Here is a 16,471-nt window from a genome sequence, read left to right on the forward strand (position 1 = left end):
GATGTTAATTATTTGAGCTGCTCGAAGAGCAGGTTGATGATGCGGTTTGCCGTGCTGGTGCGCTCGCGCTGCCCATCCTTGTCTGTGATGGTAATCAAGGAGCTGCTGGAGCCTGAACTTTCTACCCGGACCTGGTATTGAGTGTCCCCTGATTTGCGCTTTTGGTTGCCATCCTTGTCAGCCTTGTCTTTCCCCCAGAACTTCAGGGTTTCCAGTAGGCCCTTCTTTTCCTTTGGTAATTCATCAATGTCATTATCCGTGTAACGGACATAGAAGATACCGCTCGACCGGTCGCGATCCTCGACGACGAAGCCAATACGATCCAGCGCCAGCCCTACACGACGCCATGCTCGGTCAAAGGCATCATTGGTGCTGAGGCTGAGTGTGCCGTCGCTTTCCTTGTTGATGCTGGCACGCAATTCTGGGGAGGCATTGGCAATAATGCTGCGGGATCTCTTTTCTTCTACGCCAAGACGTACCATCAATCTACGTAATAGCTCCGCATCAATGTCCTCCGCAATGGCGCGGGATTCTTCCGAACCTGTGCGCTTTGTCTTGGTGGGAGCGTAACCCATTTCGACTTCCCCGGCGATGGTGCGTACCTTGATCTTGCCGTCGTCTGGCACATTGCTGACGGCACGATGGCTCATATAGATTTCAGTCGTACCAGGCTCTACCCCACGATCGATACGCGTGCGGAATTTTTGGCGGTTTTGCAGGCTGTTGAGCTTGTCAAGCCAGCCCTGGAATTTTTCTAGGTAAGTCTTATCATTAGGGTCCAGTGAGCTGGGGTCAACCCATTCAGTCTCCATGACACCGGTTTGCGGGTTTTCTATCTGGACGGCAAATCCAAGGTCAGTCCAGAATTCACGGATGACGGGCCAGACTTTTTCTGGTTCGGCATTCACTACCAGCCATCTTTGCGCGCCTGCACGCTCCATGCGGACGCCGTCTGGGTTTGGCAACACTTTATCCTGCTCGTTTTCTATTTGACCGCTTTCATTCAGCGACTGGCTGTAGTCCGAATAGTTGGTGGCGGCACCGGGAATGGCGTAAGCGTCACTGGCCGAAATGTTGGTCAGGTCGGGTGGCACTTCCAGAGGGCGCGCGCGTCCTGCGGCTTTGTAATCTGAGCTGGTGTCGAGGAATGGAATGGAGCACCCGCTGATGGTCAGCAATGTAGCCAATAAAACAGGTTGGAGTGTGAGTCGATTCATGGTTTCTCTATGACTGAATAACTGTGACATCAAATGGCAGCTTGCTTCATGGCGCTGCGCAATGTGTCATGAAATTGGGATGATAGTGGCACGAGTGGCAGGCGAATGCCACCTTGGATCAAGCCCATCTGTTGCAGTACCCACTTCACCGGGATTGGATTGGCTTCGATAAACAGTTTTTGATGCAATGCGAATAGCTTGGCATTGGTACTACGGGCAGTCTTGAGATCGCCTGTCAGTGCGGCAGCACACATCTCATGCATCAGCCTGGGAGCGGCGTTTGCCGTCACCGAGATGACGCCGCGTCCGCCGAGCAGCAATAATGCAAGGCTACTGGCATCATCACCACTGTAAACTGCAAATCCTTCAGGTGCGCGCAGGATCAGGTCAGTGCCACGTTCGATATTACCGGTGGCATCCTTGATGCCAATGATATTCTCTATTGCAGCAAGGCGCAGTACGGTTTCATTATGCAGGTCGCAACCTGTCCGACCCGGAACGTTATAAAGAATCTGTGGAATATCTACAGCTGCGGCAATGGCCTTGAAGTGCTGGTACAGGCCTTCCTGCGTTGGTTTGTTGTAATAGGGGGTAACAAGCAGGCATGCATCTGCCCCCAGCGCTTTTGCTTTACGGGTAAGCGCAATGGCTTCGCTGGTGGAGTTGGCCCCTGTGCCAGCGATGACCGGGATGCGTCCGGCACTGTGTTCAACTGCGGTTTTGATCAGCAGGGCATGTTCATCAAAGTCGACCGTGGGAGATTCCCCTGTTGTGCCCACGACGACGATACCATCGGATTTTTGCTCGATATGGTAGTCGATGAGTGAACGTAATGCCTGGATATCCAGGCTGCCATCATCGTGCATGGGGGTGACGATGGCAACGAGACTGCCTTGCAGCATGGTTATGCGACCTGATAATGATGAAACCCGCCTATTTTAACTGAAACCAAGGGGATAATAATATGATTTTATGCGCTTTCAGGGTGCTCACTCATTGCAGGAAAAGGTGGTTTCACAGCGGAAAAGCCTAATGGGGATATTATTTTCCTATAATATTCGCCAATATTTTCACAAGCGACAGATTGATGAAGCCTGATGCAATAACCATACCAACCATGGCTGCGGTGGCGAGCTTATTTTCTGTATTGTCCCATGCGAATGATGCAGCATTGAGCAGTGAGCAGCCTTCTATTCCAGAACCCATGCTATTTGACCTGGTGCGACCGCTGGGTTCTCCCAGGGGGGAGCTGGAGGTAAACAATCTGGCAGAGCATTCCCTACGTCATGGTGATATCCAGTGGGCTCCGGAAATCGAATATGCGTTTGCGGACGGATATGCCATCGAGGTTGAGCTGCCGTTCGAGAATTCATCATTGTCAACATATAAGCTGGCATTGCAAGGCACGATGGACTCTCATTCAAGTGATCGAATGGTTCATGGCTGGCAGGTAATTGCCCGTCGCCAGGCGGATGAGGATGTGTATTCTGCGGATGCATTGTATTTGCATGGATACCGTTTTAACTCCAGGTGGAGCACATTCAATATGTTGGGTATGCGGCGTACTGAATTTGGTGGTGATGGTATGAATACGGTACTTTCCAATAACAGCCTGTTCTATAGATTTTCCAGCAAGCTTGTGCTGGGGCTGGAAGTGAACAATGAAATTGACCATCACATGAAGTGGCGATATCGCATCACGCCACAGATGCATTATAACTTCGACAAACATCGTACTTTGCAATTTGGCCTCGGCCCTTCAAGGCTTGACGATGACATGAGGACAGAGTGGCTGGCTTCCTGGCGGCTGATCTATGCTTTCTGATGCCCAGCGTCTTCGGGCGGAAGCATATCCCGAATGCAGGCCGCAATGAGGTCGGTTCGGGCAAAGCGGTGATGGCCGCCACCGGGCAGTATCAGCTTGGCTTTGCCGGAGAAATTCACGACGCTTTCCATATATGGAATTAATTCATCGCCTTGCTCGTGGAGCACGGTAAGCCTGCTGGGCTGGCCGTTGACACGGTAAGCAGCATATTTTCCCAAGTGGGCCTCGGTCAACCAGCCTTGTTCGTGTGAGTAGAAATTCTCCACTTTGCCGATATAGCGCTGCAGGCTCAATTCAGGATGCATGCAGGGATTGATCAGCAAACAGGGTTGCCGATAGCGGCATGCAAACTGATAGGCCCAGAAGCCGCCGAGTGATGAGCCTGTGAGCAGGACACCCTGGTTCAGCAATGGCAGGATGGCTTGTTCGAGCTGTATATAGGCAATATCGGGATCCCAGCTGTTGTATTCGGGAATGGTGACCAGGGGGAAATGTTGTCGTAGTAGTGATGATTTTTCACTTGCCGGGCTGGAGTTGAAGCCTGGCATGTAAAGTATGTTCAAACGATATTCTCCTGCGTCGTATCAGTCACGCAATCCTAGCAGCGCAGGCAGGTCGGCGATAGAGTCTATTATCAGGTCTGGCGTGACTGATGAGGAGGCAAGATATTCTTCGCGAAACTTGCCGGTGCGCACCAGTACCCCGCGAATGCCTGCTTTTTGTGCGCCTCCGATGTCCGAGTCGACATCATCTCCAATCATTAGCACTTCAGATGCCGGGAGCTTGAGATCTGCGAGGGCGATCTGAAAGAACTCGGTGGCAGGCTTGCCGATGATCATGGCTTGTGTGCCTGCTGCATACTCAAGCCCGGTGATGAATCCACCGATATCTATCTGCAGTCCAGCCTCGGTTTGCCAGAATCGGTTCTTGTGGATGGCAATCAGCTTTGCGCCGTTCTTGAGACAGTTGAAGACCTCGTTCATGATGTCGTAGGTCCAGGCTTGGCCGATATCACCAACGACAATGTATTCAGCGGAAGTGTTGGACTGACGGAAATGCGAGAAGTCCTTCTTGACATCATCCGCCAGCAGAAAGCGGCAGATGGGATTGCCGAGTTGTTCGAGGTATTTCAATGCGGCTTCAGGGGCACTGATGATTTCCTCCGGCGCGATATAGAATCCCATGCCCAGGATTTTCTGATGCAAGGAATGGCGCGAAAGCGTGCTGGTGTTGGTGACAAAACGACAGCCCAGGCCTTGCCGGCGTAACAAATCTATTGTTTCTATCGCGCCTGGAATCGGGCTGTTGCCTATATGCAGGACGCCATCCAGGTCGAACAGGACGGCGTTGACAGATGAAGTGTCCATGATGTGTACCTCCTGGAAAGTCCACTATGGGACAAGCAAGCCTTGTGCCGAAAAAACAACGGAGGCAAATGCCTCCATCGCTTAACTTAAATATTCAGTCTTGTTTGCGTGGTGCAAACCTTCAATTCCTCAAATCTGCTTCCCAGGCATTGCCATAGGTTTTGCCGTTGCGAGAGAGGATCAGCATTTGATACATGCTGGTCACCCACATGAATGTGGACGCGATACTGTAGCCGATCCCGCCAATGATCGTCAGCCAGGCGAACCCAGGGTTGAGCTTGGTCAGCCACCACGAGAGCACGTCAAGGATCAAGAACGCGAATGGGAAGGCAATGGCCAGTATTTTCAGGATGCGAGGCACATTCACGGCAAAACTGAAAATGAAAGCCATGAGGAAGAAAATGAAGCAGATCCCGAACAAGTGGATATGGGAAACTCTTGTCAGGCTCTGAATCGTGGCGCCCTCATTGACGGCAGATACTTGTTTTACGCCTTCATAGGTTGTGTAGTCTGGGATGCCGGGAATCACGCTGTGGCACATGACACAGTGTTTGGCAAATACGCCCTTGAAGTGGTTTTCCCATTGATCTTCAGGTGCGCCATTGCGCACCCACTTGATGATGTCGAGGCGTACCTCAGGAGGTGCATGCGGTTTCATCGAGCCGTTAAGTTTGCTTTCCAGCTTGCTGCCGCTGCGGTCCCCGTAATAGCTGTAGACGATATCATCCTTGGACAGCCCCAACTTGCCATCAGCCATGCCGTGCGTCAGCATGATCTGTAGCCCTGCCATGCAAAGGCCGACGCCGATGACCAGCAGGTAGCCTATGAACAAGACCTTGATCGACATGGGAAGATTGGGGAGGTTTAGCCAGGGAAGGCTGGAGGGTGTTTCTTTCATGGTATTCTCGTCTAGCGTAAAAAAAATACAAGCAACGCAAGCATACCTCAATTTGAGATATAGCACCTAGTTTTAGTAGGGTTATTGCAAATGAAAAGTCTTACTGTCGTAGTAAGGCTTGCATCGGTGCAATAAGTCAGTGCGATGAGGCGTTTTTCCGCTCCTTGCGGGCGTTCAGTATGCAGAATCCAATCCAATAGCTGATGACGATAATGGTCAGGATGATGGTGCTGATCGATGCAATGCCCACCCACGAACCAAACAGTACTTTAAGCATAGTGGTCTCCTTATTATCGTTGTCGTGGTTAAAGATTAATAACCATGATAATTTTATGGATATGCTACGCTTTTGCTAGGAAGAGTAAAGACCTTTATCAAAAAATGGTTAAATTTTCTTCTGCCGCATCGGTGTTGTCTTGTCTCGCTATCTGACATCAGCAATAATCCGGCGGATAACATGAGCAGACAGACCATGGTTTTGCCCCGGACAATAAGCGCAATAAGAACAGGCCATCATGACAACCATTGAGAATCAACCCGAGGCGGGAAGCGGGGTGCAGGGAATGATCGGGTTTGAGGAACTCAACCTGCAACCGGGGACCAGACTGCAGTTAATGCGGCACCGGGGCCGTACTCCCGTACAATACCTTTCCACCTTTATCGGCATGGAGCGCAATGAATACCTGCTGTTGCGTTTGCCGAAGGCGCAGGGCACCTTCCTGACCTTTTACGACGGGGAGAAAGTCACGGTTCGCGTCTTTTCCGGGGTCATGATCAGTAGCTTTGACGCCAGCGTGATCCAGACGATCCATCATCCCTTGAATTGCTTGTGCATTTCCTTTCCCCATGCCATCCAGGTGAAGAAAATCCGTAGGGAAATGCGGATCAAGGTCGATATCGAAGGGCGGCTGGGGTTGCAGGATAGAACTATTTTGCCAGTAAAGTTGACCAATATCAGCGCCACCGGATGCCAGATTCTGGTTGATCGCGATATCGGCAAGGTTGACGGCCAGGTGGTCTTGAATTTCAACATTGCCCAATTGCACGACGATGAGACTTCCGCCATGACTCTGGAGGCCAAGGTGCGCAACGTGGTGCCAGCAGGTCTGTCAGGCGGTGCAAGCTTTCTTGCCGGCCTTGAGTTTGTGGCACTGGAAAGCAACGTGCAATTGCTCGTGCGCCATTATGTCTACGAATGCCTAGTCGATAGGCGGCAGAACTTGGTCTAGGCACTAACCAATGGAAAGGAAACGCATACCGATCTAAATCGCTATACGGAAATCTGTTTTTTTACATAGAATCGCGTTGGGATACAGCTAGAGGTTCGTAGTCACTTTAACAATGAAGTAACAACCTGCCGGGAGATCTCGTGAAGAAAATAGCATTTGCGTTACTAGCATGCTGTACTTTGAATAATACTGCCAATGCGGTGGACGGTATTGCGTTCACAGGCGGGCACGGCCCCGATGCCAATATGGTCGCTGTTTCGCTGACCTGGGATTGGGGGAAGCGTTGGTTCACAGAGGGGGATTGGCACCTTGGAGGATATTGGGAGTTGACTGGTGCTGCCTGGAAAGGCGACGGGCCATCTCCTGAAAAAGAACTGTATGCGATCGGCATAGCGCCGGTGTTCCGTTTGCAGCGCTTCACACCATCAGGGTGGCTCAATCCTTATGCGGAAGCTGGCATAGGCGCCTATCAGTTCTCTGGTCGGCGCGTGCATGGAAGCCTCAGCATGGGAACTCGCTTCGAGTTCGGCAGCCATGTCGGCTTGGGCGTCACGTTCGGCGACCAGCAGCAATATGATCTCAGCTATCGCTTTCAGCATTTCTCCAATGCGGGCATCACCAGCGAGAACCCGGGAGTCAATTTCAACGAAATCCGTTTCGGATATCATTTCTAACTTACCCGGATAAAGCAGATTCATCATATCGGGTGGCGGTTATAATTCTGTTATTCCTTCATAACGGACGACAGAATGATCGAACTTGCAGATCGCATAGACGCCATATTGCCCCAGACCCAATGTACGCAATGTGGATATGCTGGCTGCCGTCCATATGCCGATGCGATTGCCAAGGGAGAGGCAGCCATCAATCAGTGCCCGCCTGGCGGCGAGGCTGGGATTCGTGCATTGGCACAGCTGCTTGGTCAGCCATATGTGCCTTTGAATCCATTTCACGGCGCCACCCGACCCAAGATGCGTGCTGTCATCGATGAGGCCCGTTGCATCGGGTGTACTTTATGTATCAAGGCATGTCCTGTGGATGCCATCCTGGGGGCGCACAAGCAGATGCATACGGTGATTGCGGATGAATGTACCGGTTGCGAATTGTGTTTGGTGCCTTGTCCTATGGAGTGCATCGACATGGTGCCCCTGATAGAGCAGGATTGGGATTACACGCGTCCGGAAAGCCATGCGCGTCAGGTAGCCGATGCAGCCCGCACACGGCATCTAGCACGTTTGCATCGTCTCGAGCGGAATGCGTCAAAGCGATCAGGCGTAGCGACTCCGCAGGGCTCTGATCGTCAGGTGTCCAACCCTGTAGAGGCAAAGAAAGCGGCGTTGGCTGTTGCCATGGCCCGTGTTCGCGCCCAACGAAAAATCACAGACCCGGAAAAAGCATGAATCCAGAAAAATGTAGAGAGCTGTTCCGCCGGCTCAGTCTTGCCATTCCAGAACCGACAACCGAACTTGTGCATGCGAGCACGTTCGAATTACTGATTGCCGTCATTCTTTCCGCTCAAGCAACCGATAAGGGCGTGAACATCGCGACAGCGAAGCTGTTCCCTGTTGCCAATACGCCCCAAGCAATTCTTGATCTTGGTATCGAGGGCCTGGAAGGCTACATTAAGACGATAGGGCTCTATCGCAGCAAGGCCAAGAACATCATGGCAACCTGCCGCCTGCTGGTGGAGCGATATAATGGCGAGGTTCCTAATACGCGTGAAGCATTGGAAAGCTTGCCGGGCGTCGGGCGCAAGACGGCCAATGTGATATTGAACACAGCATTCGGTCACCCCACTATCGCGGTCGATACGCATATCTTTCGACTCGGCAACCGTATTGGGCTCGCACCAGGCAAGACACCGCTTGAGGTGGAAAACAAGCTGATGAAAGTAGTGCCCAAGGAGTACCTGCGTGATGCACACCATTTGCTGATCCTTCACGGGCGATATGTGTGCGTGGCGCGCAAGCCCAAGTGTGGCGAGTGTGTCATTTACGACCTGTGTGAGTTCAAGGCCAAATCGACGCCAGCGTCTGCTGCCGTGGAGGCCATTTGAAAGTTGGGACAGGACTCACACGCGGGCGTCAGCCGCTGCCAGGGCTTGCGGTACAAGCTGTTAGGCAAGCGATGGATCAAGCAGGTCTCGATATTGCCAATAGCGTGTTGCTGTTCTTGAGCGAGAATTTCGCGCAAAATCCGCAACCAGCCCTACGTGCTGCCGCGAAGGCGGCGAGCACCACTCAGGTTAGCGGTTGTTCCGCGCCTGGCATTTTTACCCAGGATGAATGGGTGCTGGACGGCTCTGCAGCAGCAGCGCTGGTGCTGGGCGATGATGCTGCCATCTCTCTGGCGAGAGGCCGAAAGGATGAAATACTGTTGACATTGGCCGCCCCAAACGCATTCAACTCGTCTTGGATGATGTCACCTGGCATATGCTTCGGCGGAGTGGCAGGAGATGCAACTGGGCAAGGCCGGTTCTCAGTCTGGAATAATGGTAAAGCCTCGTCGGCTGGACATTGTCAACTGATCTTGGAGGGAGCGGCAGGCGTGGTCGATGTCGCCCATGCTGTCAAGCCGATGAGTGTGCCGCAACGCATCGAACAGGCCAGCCGGCATGACTTGCTTGTATTGTCTAGTCAATCCGGCCCTCGCCAATCCGCATGGTCGAGCCTGACCAGCGCGCTTGGTGGTCAAGATATCGACGATCACGCGGGGATGCCGTGCCGTCGTGTGATGCTGATGCTGGCTGAGCATGAGGCAGAATTGTTGCGGAGGGAATGCCAGCTTATTCCTATCGTGGGGGCCGATGCCGTCGCGCAGTCAGTCACGCTGACTAAGAAAGCTGTGCCCGGCAATTGGTGTGCCTGGGGGGTGTTGGATCGTGATGCCGCGCAGCAGCATCTTGACGCCAAGATCGTCTCCATGGGCGCCCGCTTGCGCGATGAGCCCGCTTTTGGTTTGATGTTCTCCTGCCTGGCGCGCGGGCCACATTTTTATGATGGGGTAGATCAGGATATAGCGCTGTTGAAACGCTATTATCCCAGCATGCCGGTGATCGGGTTCTATGGCAATGGTGAAATCGCCCCGCTCAATGGCCGCAATGTGTTGTGGCAAAATTCCGTCGTGCTGGGATTATTTACTGCTGAAAGTTGAACGATGAATGCATCATTGTTGTTGAATGCCGCTAACCGTTATCCACGCGTGCTTTCCATCGCGGGCTCGGACAGCAGCGGGGGAGCAGGCATACAGGCCGACCTCAAGACATTTTCCGCCCTGGGCTGCTATGGCATGACTGCCATTACTGCCTTGACAGCGCAGAATACCCAGGGAGTGCGCGCCATTCATAGCGTTCCACCCGAGATGCTGCGTGACCAGATTGATGCCGTCGTGGAGGATATTGGCGTAGATGCCGTCAAGATCGGCATGTTGCATTCACCGGAAGTCGTGATGACTGTTGCGGAAGCGCTGGACACGCACGGCCTGGAGCACGTGGTGCTGGACCCGGTCATGGTGGCGGCCAACGGTGCCAAATTGATTTCGGACGAAGCCATCTCGGTGCTGGTAAAAGAACTTTTCCCCCGGGCGCTCGTGGTTACCCCCAATCTCGACGAAGCCGCATTGCTACTAGGCCGATCATTGACCGGAACCGATGAGCTGGAGCAGGCCGCGCAGGATCTACTCGGCCTGCGCGCTCAGGCCATCTTGCTCAAGGGCGGGCACCTGCCCGGGCATGACGTCCTGGATATCCTGGTACAAGCCAATGCGGCAGGTCAAGTAACCGAGCTGCACAAACTACATTCACTGCGCATTTCCACCCATAACCTGCATGGAACGGGATGCACCTTGTCCTCTGCGATTGCGGCATATCTGGCATTGGGTTTTAGTCTGCCAGATGCGGTGCAGGCCGCCAGAATTTATGTGCGTTCCGCCTTGTATGCGGGATCTAACGTCAGAACGGGCGCAGGCATCGGTCCGCTGAACCATGGCTTTGCTCCGCAAGCGATGAAAGTGTGGGAGGCCTGATGGCCTTGTTCCACCCCAGTCGCGATCAGGTGCGCCAGTTTTTCTTCGATGCCTGGGCCAAGTTCCAACAGCAGCAAGCCTTGACCGACCTCGAGACCATTGCTGTCGACATCATCCAGGCACATCCTGAATACCATCATGTCTTGGAGGCGCCTGAGCAATATCTGGAGCAGTCCTATTTCCCCGAAATGGGGGAAACCAATCCCTTTCTCCATATGAGCCTGCACCTTTCCGTACTTGAGCAAGTGTCCATTGACCAGCCTCCTGGTATCCATGCCGCTTACCATGCTTTGGCGCGCAAGTATGGCAGTGTGATTGAAGCGCAGCATGCGCTGATGGATTGCCTGGCTGAGGCGATCTGGCAAGCTCAGCGCAGTAGTACCGGTCTTGATGCACAGGCTTACGCCGCTTGTATCGAGGCCAAGGCAAGAGGCTAGCCGCGTAAGCGGATATCTTGCTGTACCGGATCAGTGGTGTTCGTGTCCATGCTGGCTGTCCAGCAAGCTGTAATAGTTTGAGGGCTCCAGCACGGTAGGTACGGCTTCCTCCGCCAGGAACGGGTAATCCTTGCTGTAGTGCAAGCCGCGGCTTTCCTTGCGCTCCATGGCGCTCTTCACGATAAGTTCCGCAACCTGCAACAGGTTGCGCAATTCGATCAGATTGTTGCTGATGCGGAAATTGCTATAAAACTCGTGCACTTCGTCGCGCAGCAAATGAATGCGGTGCAATGCGCGTGTCAGGCGCTTGTTGGTGCGGACGATGCCGACATAATTCCACATGGTGCGACGTAGCTCGCTCCAATTGTGGGTGATGATGATTTCCTCGTCCGCATCGGTGACGCGGCTCTCATCCCAGTAGGGCAGGATGATTTCCGGCATCTGAGGCTGCCTGAGGATGTCCTGCGCTGCTGCCTGGCCGAATACCAGGCACTCCAGCAGCGAATTGCTGGCAAGGCGGTTGGCGCCGTGCAGGCCGGTACAGGCTGTCTCCCCGATGGCATATAAGCGCGGAATGTCTGTGCGACCAATATGGTCGGTCATGATGCCGCCGCAGCTATAGTGTGCTGCAGGCACGACGGGAATGGGTTCGCGCGTGATGTCGATGCCCAGCTCGAAGCAGCGGCGGTAAATCGTGGGGAAGTGGGAAAGGATGAAGTCTGCTGGCTTGTGGGATATGTCGAGGTAGACGCACTCCAGGCCGCGTTTTTTCATTTCAAAATCAATTGCGCGCGCCACGATGTCGCGGGGCGCCAATTCGGCGCGCTCATCATGCCAAGGCATGAAACGTGTACCGTCCGGCAGCTTCAGTATGCCGCCCTCACCCCTGATAGCCTCTGAAATCAGGAACGATTTTGCTTCTGGGTGGTAAAGGCAGGTAGGATGGAACTGGATGAATTCCATATTGGCGATTCTGCAGCCTGCGCGCCAAGCCATGGCAACGCCGTCGCCAGAAGCGACATCCGGGTTGGTGGTATAGAGGTAGACCTTTCCTGTTCCGCCGGTGGCTAATACGGTATGCTGCGCACCAATCGTGAGCACCTTGCCAGTCGTATTGTCCAGTACATAGGCGCCCAGGCAGGCGCTGCCTTCCATGTTGACTTTGCCAGCAGTGATGAGGTCGACTGCAATATGCTCTTCCAAGACGGTGATGTTGGGGTGCTTGCGCACTTTTTCGGCAAGGGTTTTCTGGACGGCATGTCCAGTGGCATCGGCTGCATGAATGATGCGCCGATGGCTGTGACCGCCTTCGCGGGTAAGATGGAAACCACTATTGTCATCTTCACGTGTGAAAGGCACGCCTTCTGCAATCAGCCACTCGACTGTTTCCCGGCCATGTTCTGCAACCAGGCGGGTAACGGCAGCATCGCATAAACCCGCGCCAGCGATAAGGGTATCTTGAATATGCGCCTCTGTTGAGTCATCATCTGCAAGCACGGCAGCAATGCCGCCTTGCGCCCAGTTGCTTGAGCCATCGTTGATGCTGCGTTTGCTGATCAAGCAGACTTTTTTACTTGCCCCGACCTTGAGGGCGAGAGTGAGGCCTGCTAAGCCGCTGCCGATGATAAGGACGTCGTATTGCTGCATAAGAACCTAGAAATGGATGAACTTTAGCGAGTGTAGCGCTGTCTGTAGCACTAAGCTAGTCATGAAAATACAAAGGGAAGGTCATGATCAAGACAAATAATTTCGAGGAATTTTCGCGCATGAGCTTCGTCGACACGGGAGTGCGCGGGTATACTCCATCTGTCAAGAAAACACAGTCAGGGAGCGTGGCCGCAATGGCAGTAACCCCGCCAGCGGGTAATCGGGAGCTAGACCAGCAGTTAGTTGAGCGCGCACAAAGTGGTGATAAGCGTGCGTTCGGGTTGCTGGTGGATAAGTACCAGCGCAAGCTGGGACGATTGCTTTCGCGCTTGATCAGGGATCCCGCCGAAGTTGAGGATGTCGTCCAGGAATCCTTCATCAAGGCTTACCGGGCCTTGCCCAGCTTCCGTGGTGATAGTGCGTTTTATACCTGGTTGTACCGTATTGGCATCAACACTGCGAAGAATTACCTTGTCGCGATGGGACGCAGACCCCAGGCCACAGGGGATATCGAGATCGAAGACGCAGAAAATTTTGATGATGGCAATGAATTGCGCACCATGGATACCCCTGAGACGGAATTGATGGGCAAAGAGATTGCCCAAACTGTGAACGACACCGTCGCTATGTTGCCAGAGGAATTACGTACTGCGATTACCTTGCGCGAGATAGAAGGCCTTAGCTACGAGGAAATTGCCACCATGATGGACTGCCCCATAGGGACGGTACGTTCTCGTATTTTCCGTGCTCGTGAAACGATTGCCCAGAAGTTGCGTCCTTTATTGGACACCCCCGAAAACAGGAGATGGTAATGAAAAGTCAAATTTCAGCGCTGATGGATGGCGATATGGCGCTTGAGGATGCAGAGTATCTGTATACGACTTTGAAGTCTGGCGGTGAGTCTGCCCAGGCGTGGTCTGATTATCATTTGATTGGTGATGCCATGCGTGGCAACCCTGTTTTTAAGCCTGATTTTACCGAACGCCTGATGGCAGCGCTTGAGGAGGAGCCTGTGCTTTTGGTGCCTGCTGTCAAGCGTAAACAGGCCGTGCTAAAGAACAGCAGGTTTTGGTCTGTAGCCGCTTCGGTTTCTGCGGTTGCATTTGTTGGATGGGTTGTGTTGCAACAACAAGTGCAGAGCGATCTTGACGATGACGCAACGCCAATGGAGATTGCCCAAAGCTTGCCGGCTGACTATTGGCTTGCTCATCAATCCCAGGCCTCCAACAACTCTGCCTACTATATCCAGCCAGCCAATTACTCGGAGTAGTGGGTAGATGAAGCGTTTTCTGCTGGCTTGGTTGCTGGCAACTCCGTTTGTGGCTGCGCATGCTGAATCTGAAGACCCTTGGCTTGTCCTGCAAAAGGCTGCCCGCGCAGCGCATGAGCTTAGTTACAAAGGAGTATTCATCTACCAGGCGGGCGATAATATCAAATCCGTCCAAATTACCCATACGAATTCAGGCCAAGGCGAGTATGCGCGCATGGTGGTGCTGGATGGCGCACCGCGCGAAGTGCTCAGCCAGGGTGGGGATGTGGTCATCTTCAGCTCCAAGAATGAGAAAGTCATCATGGAAAAGCGTCGGGCGCATAACCTGTTCCCCGCTGTTCTGCCTGATGACATGGAGCTTCTCAAAGCCAATTATCAGGCTCGGATTGGCGGAACGGAGCGCATTGCCGGCCGCGCCGGTCGTGTAGTGTTCCTAGATCCGCGTGATGGCCTGCGCTATGCCTACAAGTTCTGGGCGGATTGCGAGTACGGCTTGCTGCTCAAGTCCCTGATGCTGAGCGAGCAAAAACAAATGCTGGAGCAAATGGCCTTCAGCCAGCTTAATATGATGGAAGAGCAGGGAATGGACTGGTTCCACCCTAGTGTCGATCATAGTAAGCATTATATTCTCGAAGAGGCTAATGCACAGCTGGTACAGGAGGCTTCGAACTGGACGGTTGGGGCCTTGCCGGTAGGCTACCGCAAGGTTGAGCAGGTGACCCGCTTGGTTCCTGGAAAAAGTGCGCCTGTTACACAAGTCATTTTCACGGATGGATTGGCTTCTGTCTCTCTCTTCATTGAACCTTTATCCAAGGGTGTTCGTCCTAGAATCGGCCAAACATCTAAAGGGGCTACCCACTTCTATGCCAATGTCAGCAAGGGGCATCAGATACTGGTGGTTGGCGAGGTTCCTGCTGCGACTGTAGCGCAGATAGGCAGCGCAGTCAGTTTCAAATAGCTCGTCAGTGCCTGAAGCACAGTGATTTTTAAAGTATGGATTGGCCTTGCAGCATGCAAGCTGTGAGGTGCGCATTTTCATGGTTCATGAATGATGGTGTGTGAGTTTGCTGCTACAAAGTTCTTGGCAGCGTATGAGTGTGACGTGTTAACGAGGTGACGCAATGTTTAAAAAGCTAATTGCCATGTCAGCAATTTGTTTATTTGTTGGTATGGCGGGGGCAACGCCGGTTTTAGCCAAGGAATTGCCCGATTTTACCGAGCTGGCGGAAAAGCAGGGAGCGGCAGTGGTCAATATCAGCGTGACCCAGGTCGTACAGTCTGGAATAGGTGGATCTCCTTTTCCCGGATTCCCCGAAGATGAGGCATTGAATGAATTCTTTCGCCGTTTTGGCATTCCAGGGTTTCCGGGTGTGCCGCGCGGACAAGGTGGTCCACAGCAACCTGAATTTAAATCCCAGTCCCTCGGGTCAGGATTCATCATTAGCAGCGATGGTTATATCCTGACGAATGCCCATGTAGTTCGCGAAGCCGATGAAGTGATCGTCAAGCTGAATGATAAACGTGAATTTCAGGCCAAGATTGTGGGGGTTGACCGCCGCACGGATGTCGCGCTGCTTAAAATTGATGCGACAGGGCTGCCGAAGGTCACCATTGGCAATCCTGAGCAACTGAAGGTAGGGGAGTGGGTGGTGGCAATTGGCTCCCCGTTTGGACTGGAAAGTACGTTGACCGCCGGTGTGGTCAGTGCAAAAGGCCGTGCCTTGCCACAGGAAAATTTTGTGCCTTTCATCCAGACCGATGTTGCCATTAACCCTGGCAATTCTGGCGGACCGTTATTCAACCTCAAGGGTGAGGTGGTAGGCATTAACTCCCAGATATACAGCCGAACTGGCGGTTATATGGGGTTATCGTTCGCCATTCCGATTGATGTGGCCATGGATGTTGCCAATCAGCTCAAGATTTCCGGTCGCGTAGCGCGTGGCTGGCTTGGGATCGGTATTCAGGAAATGACCAAGGAGCTGGCTGAGTCGTTTGGTATGAAGAATACCAAAGGGGCTTTGGTCGCCGGCGTGGAAAAAGGCAGTCCTGCTGAAAAGGGCGGCCTGGAGCCAGGTGATGTCGTAATCAAGTTCGATGGCAAGGATGTCAATGTTTCTTCCGATTTGCCGCGTATCGTTGGTTCCACCAAGCCTGGCAAGAAGGTGCAGGTCGAAGTCTTGCGCAGGGGGGCTAGCAAGACCTTGAATATTACACTGGGTGAAATGCCGGCCGACAAGGATGAGGTTGTGCCAACTGCGCAGCCCGATGCCAAGCCAGAGTCCAATCGCCTGGGGTTGACCCTACGCGAGTTGACGCCACAGCAGCGTCGTAGCCTCAATGGTCGCAATGCGCTGGTCGTGGTTGATGCGCAAGGTGCTGCTGCACAGGCAGGCATCCGCAGGGGAGATCTGATCCTAGCCCTGAACAATACGGAGGTGCAAAGCCTGGAGCAGTTCACCAAGCAGGTAAATGCGGTGCCTGCGGGTAAGACAGTGGCGTTGCTCGTGCAGCGGGAAAACAATACCCTGTACGTACCAGTCAAGGTTGGCAAGTAAGGC

The 16,471-nt window shown here is 53.2% G+C and carries 20 protein-coding genes; 12 read left to right on the forward strand and 8 right to left on the reverse strand.

Annotated elements, in window-relative coordinates; translation table 11 throughout:
- Window positions 1-8 precede the first annotated feature (8 nt).
- From bamC to MFLA_RS14815, 3 genes are all read right to left on the reverse strand, one after another.
- On the reverse strand, window positions 9-1,217 hold the full coding sequence (gene bamC, locus MFLA_RS04325; RefSeq protein WP_195742085.1) for an outer membrane protein assembly factor BamC: 1,209 nt from the start codon (window positions 1,215-1,217) through the stop codon (window positions 9-11).
- A gap of 29 nt (window positions 1,218-1,246) precedes the next feature.
- Window positions 1,247-2,119 (reverse strand): 4-hydroxy-tetrahydrodipicolinate synthase, encoded by an 873-nt coding sequence (gene dapA, locus MFLA_RS04330; RefSeq protein ID WP_011479208.1) that lies wholly within the window; start codon window positions 2,117-2,119, stop codon window positions 1,247-1,249.
- Between the two features lie 139 nt (window positions 2,120-2,258).
- A complete protein-coding gene (locus MFLA_RS14815) occupies window positions 2,259-2,423 on the reverse strand; it encodes a hypothetical protein (RefSeq protein ID WP_229407173.1) in 165 nt (54 codons plus the stop codon).
- Here MFLA_RS14815 and MFLA_RS04335 point away from each other — a divergent pair.
- Window positions 2,422-3,042 carry a hypothetical protein gene (locus tag MFLA_RS04335; protein WP_229407175.1) on the forward strand — a complete coding sequence of 207 codons (621 nt, stop codon included), beginning with the start codon at window positions 2,422-2,424 and terminating at the stop codon, window positions 3,040-3,042. The genes MFLA_RS14815 and MFLA_RS04335 overlap by 2 nt on opposite strands.
- Here MFLA_RS04335 and MFLA_RS04340 read toward each other — a convergent pair.
- The 4 genes from MFLA_RS04340 to MFLA_RS14390 all read right to left on the reverse strand — a co-directional run bounded on the left by MFLA_RS04340 (window position 3,030) and on the right by MFLA_RS14390 (window position 5,584).
- Window positions 3,030-3,605: a YqiA/YcfP family alpha/beta fold hydrolase gene (locus MFLA_RS04340; RefSeq protein ID WP_011479210.1), complete on the reverse strand. Its 576-nt coding sequence runs from the start codon at window positions 3,603-3,605 to the stop codon at window positions 3,030-3,032. The genes MFLA_RS04335 and MFLA_RS04340 overlap by 13 nt on opposite strands.
- Window positions 3,606-3,626: 21 nt before the next feature.
- Entirely contained in the window at window positions 3,627-4,409 is a 783-nt protein-coding gene (locus MFLA_RS04345) for a TIGR01458 family HAD-type hydrolase (protein WP_011479211.1), read from the reverse strand.
- 121 nt (window positions 4,410-4,530) lie between these two features.
- Window positions 4,531-5,307, reverse strand: a complete 777-nt coding sequence (locus MFLA_RS04350) for a hypothetical protein (RefSeq protein ID WP_048811564.1) — start codon at window positions 5,305-5,307, stop codon at window positions 4,531-4,533.
- A gap of 136 nt (window positions 5,308-5,443) precedes the next feature.
- A complete protein-coding gene (locus MFLA_RS14390) occupies window positions 5,444-5,584 on the reverse strand; it encodes a DUF3149 domain-containing protein (protein WP_195742086.1) in 141 nt (46 codons plus the stop codon).
- 238 nt (window positions 5,585-5,822) lie between these two features.
- Between MFLA_RS14390 and MFLA_RS04355 the strand changes: the two genes are divergently transcribed.
- From MFLA_RS04355 to MFLA_RS04385, 7 genes are all read left to right on the forward strand, one after another.
- On the forward strand, window positions 5,823-6,536 hold the full coding sequence (locus MFLA_RS04355; protein ID WP_195742087.1) for a flagellar brake protein: 714 nt from the start codon (window positions 5,823-5,825) through the stop codon (window positions 6,534-6,536).
- A gap of 179 nt (window positions 6,537-6,715) precedes the next feature.
- On the forward strand, window positions 6,716-7,210 hold the full coding sequence (locus tag MFLA_RS04360) for an acyloxyacyl hydrolase (protein WP_048811565.1): 495 nt from the start codon (window positions 6,716-6,718) through the stop codon (window positions 7,208-7,210).
- Window positions 7,211-7,285: 75 nt separating this feature from the next.
- On the forward strand, window positions 7,286-7,936 hold the full coding sequence (gene rsxB, locus MFLA_RS04365) for an electron transport complex subunit RsxB (protein WP_011479215.1): 651 nt from the start codon (window positions 7,286-7,288) through the stop codon (window positions 7,934-7,936).
- Window positions 7,933-8,592 (forward strand): endonuclease III, encoded by a 660-nt coding sequence (nth, locus tag MFLA_RS04370; protein WP_011479216.1) that lies wholly within the window; start codon window positions 7,933-7,935, stop codon window positions 8,590-8,592. Before rsxB ends, nth begins: the two co-directional genes overlap by 4 nt.
- A complete protein-coding gene (locus MFLA_RS04375) occupies window positions 8,589-9,689 on the forward strand; it encodes an FIST N-terminal domain-containing protein (RefSeq protein WP_011479217.1) in 1,101 nt (366 codons plus the stop codon). Before nth ends, MFLA_RS04375 begins: the two co-directional genes overlap by 4 nt.
- A gap of 3 nt (window positions 9,690-9,692) precedes the next feature.
- A complete protein-coding gene (gene thiD, locus MFLA_RS04380; RefSeq protein WP_011479218.1) occupies window positions 9,693-10,559 on the forward strand; it encodes a bifunctional hydroxymethylpyrimidine kinase/phosphomethylpyrimidine kinase in 867 nt (288 codons plus the stop codon).
- The gene (locus MFLA_RS04385) at window positions 10,559-10,996 is read left to right on the forward strand and encodes a DUF1841 family protein (protein ID WP_011479219.1); all 438 of its coding nucleotides are present in this window, start codon (window positions 10,559-10,561) and stop codon (window positions 10,994-10,996) included. Before thiD ends, MFLA_RS04385 begins: the two co-directional genes overlap by 1 nt.
- A 30-nt stretch (window positions 10,997-11,026) precedes the next feature.
- Here MFLA_RS04385 and nadB read toward each other — a convergent pair whose 3' ends face one another.
- Window positions 11,027-12,643, reverse strand: coding sequence for an L-aspartate oxidase (gene nadB, locus MFLA_RS04390; RefSeq protein ID WP_011479220.1), 1,617 nt, complete (start codon window positions 12,641-12,643; stop codon window positions 11,027-11,029).
- A 194-nt stretch (window positions 12,644-12,837) separates the two neighbouring features.
- Here nadB and rpoE point away from each other — a divergent pair, with 194 nt between their 5' ends.
- The 4 genes from rpoE (at window position 12,838) to MFLA_RS04410 (ending at window position 16,468) form a co-directional block, all read left to right on the forward strand.
- Complete coding sequence (rpoE, locus tag MFLA_RS04395) at window positions 12,838-13,455, forward strand: RNA polymerase sigma factor RpoE (protein ID WP_011479221.1); 618 nt, start codon at window positions 12,838-12,840, stop codon at window positions 13,453-13,455.
- On the forward strand, window positions 13,455-13,913 hold the full coding sequence (locus MFLA_RS04400) for a sigma-E factor negative regulatory protein (protein ID WP_011479222.1): 459 nt from the start codon (window positions 13,455-13,457) through the stop codon (window positions 13,911-13,913). The genes rpoE and MFLA_RS04400 overlap by 1 nt, the downstream gene beginning before the upstream one ends.
- Window positions 13,914-13,920: 7 nt before the next feature.
- Window positions 13,921-14,871 carry a MucB/RseB C-terminal domain-containing protein gene (locus MFLA_RS04405; protein ID WP_011479223.1) on the forward strand — a complete coding sequence of 317 codons (951 nt, stop codon included), beginning with the start codon at window positions 13,921-13,923 and terminating at the stop codon, window positions 14,869-14,871.
- Between the two features lie 163 nt (window positions 14,872-15,034).
- A complete protein-coding gene (locus MFLA_RS04410) occupies window positions 15,035-16,468 on the forward strand; it encodes a DegQ family serine endoprotease (RefSeq protein WP_011479224.1) in 1,434 nt (477 codons plus the stop codon).
- The last annotated feature ends 3 nt before the right edge of the window (window positions 16,469-16,471 follow it).

Origin of the sequence: Methylobacillus flagellatus KT (assembly GCF_000013705.1) — a bacterium.
Classification (GTDB): Bacteria; Pseudomonadota; Gammaproteobacteria; order Burkholderiales; family Methylophilaceae; genus Methylobacillus; species Methylobacillus flagellatus.